This is a genomic window from Polynucleobacter sp. Adler-ghost, assembly GCF_018688495.1.
GTDB lineage: Bacteria > Pseudomonadota > Gammaproteobacteria > Burkholderiales > Burkholderiaceae > Polynucleobacter.
In genome coordinates this window covers 159,896-174,903 of record NZ_CP061320.1, presented here as the reverse complement: position 1 = coordinate 174,903, position 15,008 = coordinate 159,896, and the positions used below count along the sequence as shown (strand labels likewise).

Annotated in this window: 14 protein-coding genes; 7 read left to right on the top strand and 7 right to left on the bottom strand. The window is 45.0% G+C overall.

Annotated features, from left to right (window positions below):
* Window positions 1–54 precede the first annotated feature (54 nt).
* The gene (locus tag ICV89_RS00975; RefSeq protein WP_215308878.1) at window positions 55–1,074 is read right to left on the bottom strand and encodes a 2-dehydropantoate 2-reductase; all 1,020 of its coding nucleotides are present in this window, start codon (window positions 1,072–1,074) and stop codon (window positions 55–57) included.
* A gap of 82 nt (window positions 1,075–1,156) precedes the next feature.
* The gene (locus ICV89_RS00970) at window positions 1,157–2,590 is read right to left on the bottom strand and encodes a sodium:solute symporter family protein (protein ID WP_215308876.1); all 1,434 of its coding nucleotides are present in this window, start codon (window positions 2,588–2,590) and stop codon (window positions 1,157–1,159) included.
* 120 nt (window positions 2,591–2,710) lie between these two features.
* Here ICV89_RS00970 and ICV89_RS00965 point away from each other — a divergent pair, with 120 nt between their 5' ends.
* Entirely contained in the window at window positions 2,711–3,688 is a 978-nt protein-coding gene (locus ICV89_RS00965) for a squalene/phytoene synthase family protein (protein ID WP_215308874.1), read from the top strand.
* Here ICV89_RS00965 and ICV89_RS00960 read toward each other — a convergent pair.
* Window positions 3,685–4,179: a methylated-DNA--[protein]-cysteine S-methyltransferase gene (locus tag ICV89_RS00960; protein ID WP_215308872.1), complete on the bottom strand. Its 495-nt coding sequence runs from the start codon at window positions 4,177–4,179 to the stop codon at window positions 3,685–3,687. The two genes, ICV89_RS00965 and ICV89_RS00960, sit on opposite strands and share 4 nt — an antisense overlap.
* Window positions 4,180–4,296: 117 nt before the next feature.
* On the opposite strand from ICV89_RS00960, the gene ICV89_RS00955 reads away from it, so the two are divergent.
* The 6 genes from ICV89_RS00955 to zapD are packed head-to-tail and all read left to right on the top strand — an operon-like array spanning window position 4,297 to window position 9,622.
* Window positions 4,297–5,586, top strand: coding sequence for an HlyC/CorC family transporter (locus ICV89_RS00955; protein WP_215308870.1), 1,290 nt, complete (start codon window positions 4,297–4,299; stop codon window positions 5,584–5,586).
* Window positions 5,583–6,653 carry a GspE/PulE family protein gene (locus tag ICV89_RS00950; protein ID WP_215308863.1) on the top strand — a complete coding sequence of 357 codons (1,071 nt, stop codon included), beginning with the start codon at window positions 5,583–5,585 and terminating at the stop codon, window positions 6,651–6,653. The genes ICV89_RS00955 and ICV89_RS00950 overlap by 4 nt, the downstream gene beginning before the upstream one ends.
* Complete coding sequence (locus ICV89_RS00945) at window positions 6,644–7,717, top strand: type II secretion system F family protein (RefSeq protein ID WP_251370865.1); 1,074 nt, start codon at window positions 6,644–6,646, stop codon at window positions 7,715–7,717. Before ICV89_RS00950 ends, ICV89_RS00945 begins: the two co-directional genes overlap by 10 nt.
* Window positions 7,717–8,217, top strand: a complete 501-nt coding sequence (locus tag ICV89_RS00940) for an A24 family peptidase (protein WP_215308861.1) — start codon at window positions 7,717–7,719, stop codon at window positions 8,215–8,217. The genes ICV89_RS00945 and ICV89_RS00940 overlap by 1 nt, the downstream gene beginning before the upstream one ends.
* Window positions 8,172–8,858, top strand: coding sequence for a dephospho-CoA kinase (gene coaE, locus ICV89_RS00935; RefSeq protein ID WP_371817855.1), 687 nt, complete (start codon window positions 8,172–8,174; stop codon window positions 8,856–8,858). The genes ICV89_RS00940 and coaE overlap by 46 nt, the downstream gene beginning before the upstream one ends.
* A gap of 11 nt (window positions 8,859–8,869) precedes the next feature.
* Window positions 8,870–9,622 (top strand): cell division protein ZapD, encoded by a 753-nt coding sequence (zapD, locus tag ICV89_RS00930; RefSeq protein WP_215308859.1) that lies wholly within the window; start codon window positions 8,870–8,872, stop codon window positions 9,620–9,622.
* Here the strand turns inward: zapD and ICV89_RS00925 are convergent.
* From ICV89_RS00925 to secA, 4 genes are all read right to left on the bottom strand, one after another.
* Window positions 9,619–10,035 (bottom strand): NUDIX domain-containing protein, encoded by a 417-nt coding sequence (locus ICV89_RS00925; RefSeq protein WP_215308858.1) that lies wholly within the window; start codon window positions 10,033–10,035, stop codon window positions 9,619–9,621. The two genes, zapD and ICV89_RS00925, sit on opposite strands and share 4 nt — an antisense overlap.
* A 13-nt stretch (window positions 10,036–10,048) precedes the next feature.
* The gene (locus tag ICV89_RS00920) at window positions 10,049–10,909 is read right to left on the bottom strand and encodes an ATP-binding protein (protein WP_215308857.1); all 861 of its coding nucleotides are present in this window, start codon (window positions 10,907–10,909) and stop codon (window positions 10,049–10,051) included.
* A gap of 11 nt (window positions 10,910–10,920) precedes the next feature.
* Window positions 10,921–12,156: a bifunctional glutamate N-acetyltransferase/amino-acid acetyltransferase ArgJ gene (gene argJ / locus ICV89_RS00915; RefSeq protein WP_215308856.1), complete on the bottom strand. Its 1,236-nt coding sequence runs from the start codon at window positions 12,154–12,156 to the stop codon at window positions 10,921–10,923.
* 69 nt (window positions 12,157–12,225) lie between these two features.
* Window positions 12,226–14,991, bottom strand: coding sequence for a preprotein translocase subunit SecA (secA, locus tag ICV89_RS00910; protein WP_215308855.1), 2,766 nt, complete (start codon window positions 14,989–14,991; stop codon window positions 12,226–12,228).
* Window positions 14,992–15,008: the final 17 nt, after the last annotated feature.

Below are 15,008 nucleotides of genomic sequence, written 5' to 3'. Positions count from 1 at the left end.
GGGTTTTTAATGCTCAATTACTCTAGGTATTGAATCTACCTATGCAGCAGATTCTTAATAGCCAGAAACAGATGGCAATGCCAAGCTACCTTTAGAGGCTTGAACATTTTCATCAAGGTACTTTGTTAAAGCAAAGACCGTATTGAGGCATGGTGTTGGTATTTTAGTAATCTGGCCAAGCTCAATTACAGAGCCTAATAAGGCATCAATTTCCAAGCTACGGCCGGCTTCCAAATCCTGCAACATCGAGGTCTTGTGTTTGCCAACTTTTTCTGCGCCAGCAATACGACGTTCAATATCCACGCGGAAAGTGACACCCAACTTCTCGGCAATGGTTTGTGCTTCAGCCATCATATTGCGAGCCAGTTCTTTAGTGAGCGGATATTGGCAAATGCCCTCCAATGTTCCATGCGTTAGAGAACTAATCGGATTGAAAGTCATATTGCCCCATAATTTCAACCAAATCTCAGAGCGAATATCTTCTAAGATGGGTGACTTAAATCCAGCAGTTGTCATCATTTCAGATATCTTCTGAATACGCTCAGTTTGCTTACCGTCCAACTCGCCCAATGGGAAACGGTTACCTTCAACGTGACGAATCACGCCAGGAGCTTGTGTAAAGGTTGCTGGATACACTACGCAACCAATAATATTATTGGGATTGATTGCATTTTTAGCAAGGCCGCCCGCATCAACCGTTTCAACAGAATGATCCTGATAATCGCCGCCTAATTTCTGGAAGTACCACCAAGGAATTCCGTTTTGCATTGGAATTAAAATGGTTTCCGGGCCCATGATTGCGGCAAGATCTTCAATGACTGGCTCAACCTGATGGGCTTTTACCGCCAAGATCACTACGTCAGGTGTTTCTACATCCCGGATTTTTTCAACTGCTTTTACCTGCGCTACTAAAGGCTCAGGTTGGTCATCCATAATTAATGCAAGCCCACGCTCTTTGATTGCCGCCAAGGTGGCGCCACGCGCAACTACCGTAACTTCATTACCGGCCCGCGCCAACATGACAGCAAGATAGCCGCCAATCGCACCCCCTCCACCGATCACACAGATTTTCATAGGAACCCCATAAAGATAAGAAATTTTGAATTAATCTCATATTAGAGGAGAACATTTAGGGGTGCAATAAAATATTGAGGTCCTACTTATCCAATGCGCCTGAGCTTACTATTGGCCCCGGCCTTGCTATCAATCCGCCCAATAGCATGCCGGCAATACTGACTAAAAGACCAGCCAATTGAGGGGGCAGGATTGCTGTCGGGGCCATGATTTCACAGCTAATCCAAGTCGCTAAACCCCCTAAAACAGCCAACAATCCGCCCAAAGAATTTGCTCTTGACCAATACACACCAAATGCCAAGGGCACAAAAGCCGCTACTAGCGTGATCTTGTAGGCATTTTCAACCATCTTAAAAATAGATAGCTCTGAATTAATTGCAAAAAAGGTTACCGCCACTGTGAAGCATAGTACGGTGATTCGCATAATCTTCAGCAAGTCTCGATCAGATAAGTGCTTATAAAAACCCCGCATGATATTTTCAGCGAAAGTGACAGAGGGTGCCAACAAAGTCGCACTGGCACAACTCTTAATTGCCGATAGCAAGGCGCCAAAAAACATCACCTGCGCAATCAGTGGAGCATGATTCAGAATGAGTTTAGGCAAAATCATTTGTGGATCAGCATCTATGTACTGCTTTACCAAATCAGGGCTAATAATGGTTGCTGAATAAGCTAGGTATAGCGGCACAAAGGCAAATACGAAATACAAGACCCCACCTAACAAGGCAGCCTGAACGGCAATATTGACGTTCTTAGATGAGGTAATCCGCTGAAAGACATCTTGCTGCGGAATGGAACCTAGCATCATGGTGCACAAAGCAGCAGTAAAACCCAGAATGGAGGCTAGGTTCATATCAGGCCAAAAATTAGAAAATTGGCCCGCTGCAAGCGCATGATCAAAAACTATACCCACCCCACCCGCTTGGGTTGTCATCTCCCCACCAATGTAGAGCATGCCCACCACAATAATGATCATTTGAATGAAATCGGTTATTGCTACCGACCACATACCACCAAACAATGTATAAATCAGCACACTTCCAGCACCAATTAACATGCCAGCAGTTTGCGTAATACTGCCGTCGGAAACTACATTAAAAACTAGTCCGAGAGCTTTAATTTGAGCTGAAACCCACCCTAAATATGAAATTACAATGCAAAGCGTAACCAGTACTTCAACGGTACGACCGTATTTCTCTCCAAAGAAATCACCAATAGTGAGCATGCGACGGTTATAGAGGTGACGAGCAAAAAACAGGCCCACTAATATGAGGCATAAAGATGAGCCAAAGGGGTCAGATACGATTCCCCCCAAACCCTCTTTTAAGAAGGTTGCAGGAATACCTAAAACTGCCTCGGAGCCAAACCAAGTAGCAAATACGGTGGCGGTAACAATAGGTAAAGGAAGGCTATGACCCGCTGCAGCAAAGTCAGCAGTGTTTTTGACTCGTAGCGCAGCCCATAGGCCAATACCTACAGAAACCACCCAATAGATGATGACAAACCAAATCAACATCGCCTAATTTCTCCTCCTGGAATTTGCACAAATTATATGGCTTTGTTACTTATGCCATTTAACCAACTGGGGCTAAATTTGGGCATGCTGGTCTGACATAATTCAGGGGTGAATTCCGCCATGCACCCTAAAGAGAACCCCGATAGCGATTTAGCCTATCAAAAAGCGATTTTGGGTTCTGTATCACGCACTTTTGCGCTCACAATTCCTCTCTTGCCGCCAGCGATTGAAGCAGTAGTTGGTAACACCTACTTACTGTGCCGCATTGTCGACACGATCGAAGATGCCACCGATCTCGTTCCAGCAGAAAAGCAGCGCTTATCTAAGCTATTTTTGGAGGCAACGCTAGGGACTATTCCAGTAGCGTCATTTGTAGGTCCTTGTCTGGATGCTCTAAAGGGCTACTCCAATGTTGATGAGCTAGATTTAATTAGGCACACCCCTACTGTTCTGCGCATTCTGCATACTTTCCCAGATAAGGATCAGGCGGCCATTAACCGTTGTGTTTCGATTATGTCTGATGGTATGTCCCATTTTCATAATCGACAAACGCAAGCAGGACTAAAAGACCTCGCAGAATTTGAAGAGTATTGCTATGTAGTAGCTGGCGTAGTGGGAGAGTTGCTGACAGACATCTTTAGTCATTATTCCCCGGAGTTTGCAAAACGCATTCAAGGTCATGAGCAGTTAGCCATCGCTTTTGGTCAAGCCTTGCAAATGACCAATATTCTGAAAGACTCACCAGCAGATCATGCACGTGGCGTCTCTTGGAAACCAGCGCAGATGAGCCAATTAGAGCTCCTAAAGCTTGCCTACGAAAAACTTCAAAACTCCATGAGCTACATTATTTTGCTTCCAGAGAATGAAATTGGCATGAGACGCTTCTGCTTCCTAGCCTTTGGGCTTGCGGTCATGACGCTAGAAAAAATTGCTCGTGGAAAAGAATTTAGCAATCAGTCTGAGGTAAAACTTTCTAGAAATTCCGTTTGGATTTTCTATGCCTTCACAAAGATTGCAGCCGGGAATGCACTCCTGATGAAATCATTCTTTTACGCAGCATCTCAGCAACTCAGAAAACTCTCGGCAAAGAGTTGTTAGAGCGCGCCCTCATGCTTTAAGAGCCAAATTTTGATCTGGCGATAAAAACCTGGGCTATCTTCTTTCATAAAACCCCCAAGACCTTGTGCAGAAACTACTCTATGGCATGGGGTAACTAAAGGGTAAGGATTGGCGCCGCAAGCAGTCCCAACTGCACGAGGCCCACTTTTAATCTGTTTTGCAATCTCACCATAGGTGATTGTCTTTCCCACCCCAATACCTAGAGTGGCATTCCAAACTTTTTGCTGATGAGCAGTTCCGGCAGGCTTGAGCGGAACATCAAATATGGATAAAGCATTATTGAAGTACTGAGCGCACTGCTTTGAGAAAGCTCTCGCCAACGCATTTCCCGGCGGAATCAAGGCAGCTTCTGGAGGGAGGTAATCGATTTTTGAGATCATCAAACTCCCATCCACTAACTCTGTTTGCACGCCTAAACGCCCAAAAGGGGCGGATATAACGCAATACTCGACTGATCCAAGGGTAGACATGCAGAAGATTCTGACACAGATTGAGGGATAAATTCATACGGGATTCCGATATAGCTATAGCTAGTGAAATAGCACTTTGCTATATTGGTTGTTCCTTATTCTTTGCAGGCATAACTGATGGACACTTTTTTTGATGATTGGCCTTTTATTGGCCAAGTCGCATTAGTCCTATTCTTACTCGCACTATCTGGTTTCTTTTCTATGGCCGAAACCAGCATGCTTTCGTCCAATCGTCATCGTCTGCGGGCTATGGCTCAGGGTGGTAATGCTGGAGCTGCGCTTGCCGAACGACTATTAAAGCGGATGGATTCACTGCTTTCAGTATTACTGATATCCAATAACCTCATCAATACCATCCTACCAATTTTAGTCACTGGTATTGCTTTACATATTTTTGGTGATAGCGGCCTAGTGTTATCTATTGCTACATTGGCTGTTGCACTACTCATCATTATTTTTAGCGAAATCACTCCGAAAGTAATCGGTGCTGCTTTTCCAGAAAAAATTGCAAGTAATGTTGGCTGGTTCATTCTGCCCCTCACTTTTGCACTCAAGCCACTACTCTGGTTCATTAATAGCTTTGTATCGGGATTGATGAAGGTTTCAGGATTACAAGCATCGACTGATAACGGGGTCATGAGTAAAGAAGAATTACGTAGCTTAGTTCTAGAATCCAATCGATTTGTTTCTGCACATCATCGCAATATTTTGTTAAATCTTTTCAATCTTGAAAATATTTTGGTTGATGATGTGATGACGCCGCGCTCCAAAATCGAAGTACTTGATCTTTCTCGCCCTATTGAGGAGGTGATCGAGCAATTAGAAACCTGCTATCACAACAAACTTCCAGTATGCGATGGCGACTCTGAGCGCATCGTTGGAATTCTATCTGTGAAAAAAGCACTCTCATTACTAGGTAATGCAGAACTTCATCATGAAGACTTCAGATCCCTACTCAATGAGCCCTATTTCATTCCTAGTGGTACGCCCGTTCTACAGCAGATGCAATTTTTTCAAGATAACCAACAACGCTTAAGCTTAGTAGTAAATGAATATGGCGAAGTCCTAGGTCTAGTCACTTTTGAAGATATTGTTGAAGAACTTATTGGTGAGTTCACCACCTCTTTTTCTAATCTTTCTCATGATCCTCATTGGCTTACCGATGGCACTTACCTTGCTAGCGGCACTGCCTCATTACGAGACTTAAATCGTCTTCTGAAATTGGATCTCCCGCTCGATGGGCCGCGCACCTTAAATGGGCTTATCCTAGAAAAGCTCGAAGCCATTCCTGATTACGATGTCAGCATTCGAATTGCTGGCGTGGTGATGGAAATCGTACAGTTTGATGAGCATGGCGTGAAAACAGTGAAGCTATACCAACCCCTTGCTCAGCCGAACCAAGATTGAGTGACCTACTGCATGACTCCCACATCATTCGAACCTGGCATGACATCGCTGTTAATGCATTAAATAATCGTGCTACGGATATTCATATTGAGGCGAGATCTCAAGAAACTGTAGTACGCATGAGAATAGATGGCCTTCTCACCCTACAAAACCAATACCCTATTGATTTTCATGAACGTCTAATTACGCGCATCAAAATATTGGCGCGTCTTGATATTGCAGAAAAACGTCTACCTCAAGATGGGCGTCTTGTGATTGGCTATAACTTTAGCAAACCCAATATTGATTGCCGAGTATCCATTCTTCCCACCTTGCATGGTGAAAAGGCAGTAGTACGTATTTTGCCTAGCTGCTTAGAAGATTTAGCCTTAGATCAAATTGGCTTACTCCCGGAGCAGCTAGAAATAGTCCAAGAGGCGATTAGCCAAACTAATGGATTGATTCTGGTAACAGGACCTACTGGAAGCGGCAAGACACGAACCTTGTACAGCTGTTTGAGCTCATTGAATCACGTGCAACGCAATATTTGCTCGGTTGAAGATCCTATTGAAATCAGGCTACCCGGAATAAATCAAGTGGCCTATCACCCAAAAGCAGGGCTTGATTTTCCAACTATTATTCGCGCACTCTTGCGCCAAGATCCGGATGTCATCATGATTGGTGAAATACGGGATGCAGCCAGCGCACAGCTTGCTATTCAAGCGGCACAAACAGGGCATTTGGTTTTAAGTACCCTTCATACACGCAATGCCATTGGTGCATTAAGCCGACTTAAAAGCCTCGGTATAGATCAAGAATCTATTGAATCTTGCCTTCTTTGCGTCAGCTCTCAAAGATTAATTCGTAAACGCTGCAATCATTGCAATCTCATTCTAAATGAGGTGCCTTGTAAGCTTTGTAAGGGATCTGGCTACTTTGGTCGCATTGGCATACATGAGGTCTTGGGAGAAAAACAGTTGTTTGAGTCAGCTAAAGCTCTAGATATTCACTCAGCAGGAATGCAATTACTAAAGTCCGGCTTAATTGATCAGCTATCGCTAGATGCTGAGCTTGGTACTTGGCATTAGTCGAAATGCTTTTCAAGAGAAAACTCAGCAAGTCTGAGCAACTCCATTTTGCAGAGCAGATGCTCGCCCTTCTTCAGGCTGGACTTCCCTTGCTCAATGCTATCGAGCTATTAATTCAGTCTGCACCAAAATCCTGGCAGGCTTGGCTAGAAGATGTTCGTACCCTTCTTCAAAAGGGGAATAGTTTTTCTTTTTGCCTGAGTGCACCAGATGGAAAATTTTCCCCAGAGTTTTCTAACCTCATCAGAGTGAGCGAGAGAACAGGTGATCTGGGCCTAGCGCTACGAACAATTTCACAACAACTGGAAGCTCAGATTGAGTTGCGAAGAAAAGTACAGCAGTCACTAACGTATCCCATCATTACTTTACTAACATCTTTTCTACTTGTCCTGGTGATGATGATTTGGGTTGTACCTGTATTTAAAGAGGTCTTTGGGCATTTTCAGGCTGAGTTACCAGCGCCAACCAGAATCCTCATCTTCATTTCCACAGGTATTCAAAATTACTTTAGAGAAATATTGCTAACTATTTTCTTAATCGCCACAGGCTTTGTATACGTCTGGCTCAAATCAAGCTCACTCCAAAAATATTGTGATGCCCTCTTGTTGCGCATTCCATTTTTTGGCGGCTTGTTTAGGCTAGCGACACTAAGCCATTGGTGTCGAACTTTAGGACATCTTTTAGAAACTGGCTTACCACTCCCAGATGCGCTCAGAGTTACCGCACAGTCCTCCAATCACTGGGTCAGCCATGACTTCAGTGCCGAGGTATTTAAACACCTCACTCGTGGCTGGCCCTTGGGGGAATCGCTCAAGCGAGCCGATCCCAAGTCAAGAATTCTTGATGTAGAGACGCTACTACTACTTCACATTGGCGCTGAAAGTGGCGCATTGGCTGAAATGTTAAATAAGCGCGCCACAACTCTAGGCTCCCAACTGAGTGGCCGACTCAATGCACTCAGTCAAAGCTTGGAGCCTGCATTGATTCTGTTTGTTGGCGCCATCATTGGAGGCTTAGTCATAATCTTATATCTACCCATCTTTAATTTAGGACAAATCGTTTAGTGGATCCCAAAGTAAGCATCTGGATAATTCAATCTCTGCTGATACTGGTTTTACTGTATTTAGCTTATATCGATTGGCGCACTTTCCGTCTACCGAATGCAATCACCTTCCCCTTGATTATTCTGGGCATTGCCTTTAACGCATTCTCAGACTTGCGCTTTACCAGTCCAAGCTCGGCATTAGTTGGCGCATTTCTAGGGTATGGTTTGTTGTGGGCATTAAATACTGGCTATCGCCTCCTGAAAAACCGAGATGGTATTGGCATGGGCGATGCCAAGCTCCTAGCGGCGCTGGGTGCTTGCTTAGGCTGGAGTACCCTGCCTAGCATCCTACTGATGGCCTCCCTTACAGGGATGCTGGGTGGCATCATTTGGCTTAAATTACGTAGACATCATTTACAGGAAGCATTTCCTTTTGGCCCCTTTTTAGCTATTGCTGGCATCATTGAGTTGTTATGGCCTCAACTCATTCAAACTTTGATTCTGCCCAAGCTGATTTAAAAGCCTTAAAAGGGAAAATTCCTCTCGTTGGCTTAACTGGTGGCATTGGGTCTGGAAAAACTGTAGTTAGTGACTTGCTAGGTGGGTACGGCGCCGGCATTATTGATACAGACAAGATTTCACATCAAATCACCGCCCCTGGCGGAAAAGCTATTCCATTAATTACCAAGGCCTTCGGGGCTGACTTTATTGATCCCCAAGGCGCTCTTAATCGACCCAAAATGCGGGCTGTAGTCTTCGAAGATCCTAGTGCCCGTCAGGTTTTAGAGCAAATCACCCACCCATTGATTCAGGCAGAAACTGCTAAGCAAGCCCTGGAGCTAGCCAAGTCCGGAGTGCCCTACCTTGTTTTTGTAGTTCCCCTACTAATTGAGTCTGGATTTTGGATCAAGCTCATTGACTATCTTGTAGTGGTGGATTGCACAGAAGAGAGCCAAATTCAACGGGTGATGCACCGCAACAATATGGCACGCTCAGAAGTAGAAAATATTCTCAAAGCACAAACTAGCCGAAATACTCGTCTCACAACAGCCAATGCTGTTATTGAAAATCACGGTAGCTTAGATGAGCTCAAGCCAGCGGTTTTAAAACTGCACCAACAATTGCTCAAAATTTTAGAAGAACCTTTAAGTTCGTCATAGAATATAGGCTTGTGATTGTCTACGAATACCCTTTCAATGAATTAGTTCGAAGCATGCTTCGACTTGAGTATTTGTTCGCCCGTTTTAATCACTTTCTCCGATCAGATGACCCCGAGCTGCACCACAATGCGATTGCAATGTTGTTTGACCTGGGAGATATTGGTTCTAGAGGCGATATTAAGTCCCTATTGCTTAAAGAATTTGAGCGCCAAAGATATGCCTTAAATGGCTTGAAGTCCTCCCAAAAGGTAGATCAAGAAGCGCTCACACAAACGCTGTCTGAAATTGACAAAGCTGCGCAAAATATTAATCAGTCTGTGGGTAAGCCTAATGCTGCAATTACCGAGAGTGAGTGGCTTAATGCTATTCGGACTAGGTTAAATATTCCAGGCGGAACAAGTCCGATTGATTTACCTAGCTATCATGCTTGGAAAAATACTTCTTCGACTCAACGTAGAGAGTTGTTAGAAAAATATGTTGCACCACTTTTGCCATGGCATGAAGCTTGTCAAATTTTCTTAAGACTACTTCGCCAATCTGGCGAGGCGAAAGATGTTGTGGCACATCAAGGCGCCTATCAACAGGCGCCGTCAGGCAAGGTGTATCAATTAATGCGCATTGCTGTTGAAGATGACTCTCTCTATTCAGAAATCAGCGCCAATAAATATCTGCTCTCAATTCGTTTTCTGAAAATTGATCAAGATAAAAAGCCGCAGACGATGAATGAGAATGTACCTTTTAGGATCACCCTCTGCCAGCTCTAAATCTTGAGCTGTTTGAGCTTTTCTAGCATGGGCCATGCAGCCGGTAATAAAGGCTCTACCGTCGGATGCGCATCCCCAAGCAACTGCCAAGAGAGCGCCTGACCCTCACAACCTGTGGGTATACCAGACCAGTTTCGAATGATGTTGACATGCAAACGTACATAAGCATGTGGATAGTCATGCTCTAAGATAAGCAACTCTTCGCTAGACTCAATATCAATCCCAAGCTCTTCTTGTAATTCACGTTTCAGGGCTGTAAAAACGGATTCACCGGCTTCAATTTTTCCACCTGGCACTTCCCAGTAACCCGCATATGGCTTGCCCTCAGGGCGCTGACCTAAAAGATAGCGTCCTTCCGCATCCAACAGAATTCCAGCGGCAACTTCCGTCACAGGGCGATTAGCGTCACTCATGAATTATCAATGATTAAGCGGTATGTGAACCAGCCCAGTGCTTAGCAAACTGCCAAGCTACACGACCAGAACGCGAACCGCGCTCTAGGGCCCAAACCAATGCCTCAGCTCTAGCGCCCTCAATTTGCGCATCACTTAAACCAAAATGGCCTAGCCAATGGGCGACAATTTCTAAATACTCGTCTTGTTTTGGTGGATAGAAAGAGAGCCATAAGCCAAAACGCTCTGATAGAGAAATTTTTTCTTCCACGACTTCACCCGGATGAATTTCTCCATCATCGCCATGAACATAACCCTCGTTGTCCTTCATATATTCAGGTAAAAGATGGCGTCGGTTAGAAGTGGCATAAATTAAAATATTGTCCACTTGAGCTGACACAGAACCATCCAGGGCAGACTTCATCGCCTTATAACCAGATTCGCCATCCTCAAATGAGAGATCATCACAAAAAACAATAAAGCGCTCTGGACGATCGGCTAATAAATCCGTGATATCAGCTAAGTCTGCTAAATGCTCTTTTTCAACCTCAACTAAGCGCAAGCCCTGGCTAGCAAACTCATGTAAGCTAGCTTTAATAAGCGATGACTTTCCTGTACCACGTGCGCCCGTTAACAAAATATTATTAGCAGGCTTCTTCTGAATAAAATTTTTCGTATTGTCACGAATCGCATCACGTTGACGATCGATATTTTTTAGATCTTCAAAGGAGATATCAGCGACATGCTTTACTGACTGCAAAAATCCAATGCTGCCAAATATACTATCGCGACGACGCCATCTAAAAGCAGTTGAAGATTTCCACTGCTCTTCGGTCAGCGCCTTAGGCAAAAATGTTTCAAGATGGCTTAAGAGTTGCTCTAATTTTTCATTCATATAACGAGTTCCTATGACCGGTAATCAGCATTTATAGAAACGTAGTCATGCGATAGATCACAAGTCCACATTGTCTGCTGCGCTGATCCGCGACCTAGATCAATCTTGACCGTAATTTCTGGAGCCTGCATTACCCTCTGACCATCAAGCTCTTGATAATCAGGATTGCGGCCACCATTCTTGGCAACCCATACATCTCCAAGCCACATTTGCACTTGGTTCACGTCAAGATCAGTTATGCCAGCATAGCCAATCGCAGCAAGGATACGACCTAAATTAGGATCACTCGCAAAGAAGGCTGTCTTTACTAAAGGTGAGTGGGCGATTGCCTCCGCCACTAAGCGACACTCCTCTTCAGTCTTGCCACCTTGTACATGAATCGTAATAAATTTTGTTGCGCCCTCACCATCTCTCACAATCATTTGAGCAAGCTTGCGTGCAAGATCAATTAATGCAGTCCGAACTACACTATAAGCAACATCATCCTTTGATTTAATCTGTACAGCCGATTGATTAGTTGCCATGATGATGAATGAGTCATTGGTCGAGGTATCGCCATCAATCGTAATTGCGTTAAATGATTGATCAGCAACCTCTTGAGTCAAGGCGGCAAGTAGACCCGGTGCAAAACCAACATCAGTTGCGATGAATCCCAACATAGTGGCCATATTCGGGTGAATCATTCCCGCACCCTTGCAGATACCAGTAATAGTCACAGTACCAGCTGGAGTCTGCGCCATCATCGATGTTGCCTTAGGCTGCGTATCCGTTGTCATGATCGCTTCTGCCGCATCAAACCAATGGTCTTCGTCTAGATTGGCTACTGCTTTCGGTAAAGCAGAAATCAATTTATCAATTGGCAGTGGCTCTAGAATAACGCCAGTTGAAAAAGGCAGAATCTGTTCTGGGTTGAGCTTAAGCTCTTTTGCTAACTCGGCACAAGTTCCCAGCGCATCTTTCATGCCCCGCTCACCCGTTCCTGCATTGGCATTACCCGTATTGACCACCAGCGCCCGAATCTCGCCGTTAGCGCCATCCAAAGCCAAATGCTCTCGGCAAACCTGAACTGGTGCAGCGCAGAACCGGTTTAAGGTAAAAACACCAGCAACTTGTGAGCCAGGGACTAAGGTCATCACCAATAGATCCTTACGATTAGCTTTTTTGATTCCAGCTTCAGCGATGCCCATCTGAAAACCTTTAACAGGTTTTAGTTGGTCTTTTTGGGGGAGTGGTAAGTTAACTGTCATGATCTGACAATTGTAGATGAGGCATTGCCGAGCTGCGGAGTCTAGCAGCTCTTTTTCATCCTAATCGATTTAGCTTAATGCGCCGCAGCAGTTCTTGTACTTCTTACCACTTCCGCAGGTGCAAGGATCATTACGACCCACCTTAGGACCAGCACGTAATGGTGCTGGAGCAATTTCGATGGCTGCGCCACGATCACCTGTCGACCCTGCCAGCTCAAGATCTGCATCGGCATGCTGATATTGGACATCTGAGAGTTTGGCTAAATCTTCATTAATTGACTCGGAGGCCTCATCTAACTCACTGGCACTACGAATCTGCACCGTCATGATGCTTTTCACAACGTCATTCTTGATAACATTGAGCAACTCACCGTAAAGCTCAAATGCTTCGCGACGGTACTCCTGCTTTGGATCTTTCTGAGCATAGCCACGCAAATGAATGCCTTGACGTAAATGGTCTAAGGCAGCTAAGTGTTCACGCCAATGGGTATCTAAACTGTATAGCAAAACCGAGCGCTCAAACCCAGCGAAAGATGTGCGTCCAGAAAGCTCTACTTTTGCATCATAAGTTTCTTTTGCAACTGCTAGTACACGATTAACAATTTGCTCATCGTCCATAGAAGTAGCATTTTCAACCCAATTTTTTAGATCGACTGTTAAACCCCAATCGCCGGCCAATGCATTCTCTAGACCAACTAAGTCCCACTGCTCTTCCATAGACTCCAAAGGAATGTATAGGGCGCAAATGCCACGCAATACATCTTCGCGCAAGTTCGCAATCAGATCTCCAACATCGCTACTTTCCAATACTTCATTTCTGAGGCGGTAAGTTTCTTTACGTTGATCATTAGCAACGTCGTCGTATTCCAATAATTGCTTACGAATATCAAAGTTGCGACCTTCAACCTTGCGCTGTGCGGACTCGATGGAGCGAGTCACCATACCCGCCTCAATCGGCTCGCCATCTGGCATCTTGAGACGGTCCATGACTGCACGTAGACGATCTCCAGCAAAAATACGTAAAAGCGAATCATCTAAAGAGAGATAGAAGCGGGAAGAGCCTGGGTCACCCTGACGACCAGCACGACCACGAAGCTGATTATCGATACGACGACTCTCATGGCGCTCCGTACCGATAATGTGCAAACCACCAGCAACTAACACTTTGTCATGCAGGCTTTGCCATTCGTCCTGCAAAGTCTTAATCTTGGCTGATTTTTCTACATCTGAAAGAGCGGCATCAGCCTCAATCAAGGATGATTGCTTACCAACATTGCCGCCCAAAACGATATCTGTTCCACGGCCCGCCATATTGGTAGCAATGGTGATCATCTTAGGCCGACCGGCTTGAGCAATGATCTCTGCTTCACGAGCATGCTGTTTCGCATTCAAGACTTGATGGGGTAGTTGACGCTGATCTAGCAAGCCTGCAATGAGTTCTGAGTTCTCAATCGAAGTTGTACCCACCAAGACAGGCTGACCACGCTGGTAACAGTCCTCAATATCCTTAATCACTGCGTCATAACGCTCGCGCGATGTCTTATAGATCTGATCTTGGCGATCTTTTCTTTGGCTAATACGATTTGGAGGGATGACTACAGTCTCAAGACTGTAGATTTCCTTGAACTCATAAGCTTCAGTATCGGCAGTACCAGTCATACCGGCCAACTTGCCATACATACGGAAGTAGTTTTGGAAAGTGATCGTCGCTAGCGTCTGATTCTCATTCTGAATCTGCACGCCTTCTTTTGCCTCTACAGCTTGATGCAAACCATCAGACCAGCGACGACCCTGCATTAAGCGTCCAGTGAACTCATCAACAATGATGACTTCATTATTTTGAACGACATATTGCTGGTCGCGGTTGTAAAGAGTATGCGCACGCAAAGCTGCGTAAACGTGGTGCATCAAGGTAATATTTTGTGGGGCGTATAAGGAGTCGCCATCATTCAAGGCGCCAATCTCAACTAAGACTGTCTCAGCCTTATCATGGCCGCGCTCTGTTAAATAAACTTGATGGGACTTTTCATCAACCCAGTAGTCACCCGGCTTTTCAACACCAGTGCCATCTGCTTTCTCTTCACCGATTTGGCGCTCTAAGTGAGCAGGTAATGCATTGATCTTGATATATAAATCAGTATGATCTTCAGCCTGCCCCGAAATGATCAATGGGGTGCGCGCCTCATCAATCAAAATAGAGTCTACTTCGTCAACAATTGCATAGGCTAGACCACGCTGAACACGCTGACCCAAGTCTTGGACCATATTGTCACGAAGGTAATCAAAACCAAATTCGTTATTGGTCCCGTAGGTAATATCAGCTGCATAAGCCTCTTGCTTAGTAGCGTGATCCATTTGCGATAGATTCACGCCAACCTTCATTCCTAGAAAGTTATAGAGCGTTGACATCCACTCGGCATCGCGCTGAGCTAAGTAATCGTTTACTGTAATGACGTGAACACCCTTGCCTGTGAGAGCATTTAAATAGACGGGAAGCGTAGCAGTTAAGGTCTTGCCTTCACCAGTTCCCATTTCAGCAATCTTGCCTTGATGAAGTGCGAGGCCACCCATCATCTGCGCATCAAAATGGCGCATCTTCATTACCCTTGTGCTTGCCTCACGAACTACTGCAAAAGCTTCTGGAGCAATATCATCTAATGACTCGCCCGCAGCCAAACGTGATTTGAACTCAGCAGTTTTTGCTTGCAGTGCGGCATCACCCAAAGCTTGCAGGCTAGGCTCGAAAGCACTAACTTTGGCAACTACTTTGCGATACTGTTTTAAGAGGCGGTCGTTACGACTGCCAACCAGGGTTTTAAGAAGACCGATTACCATGGGATATTGAAGTAAAT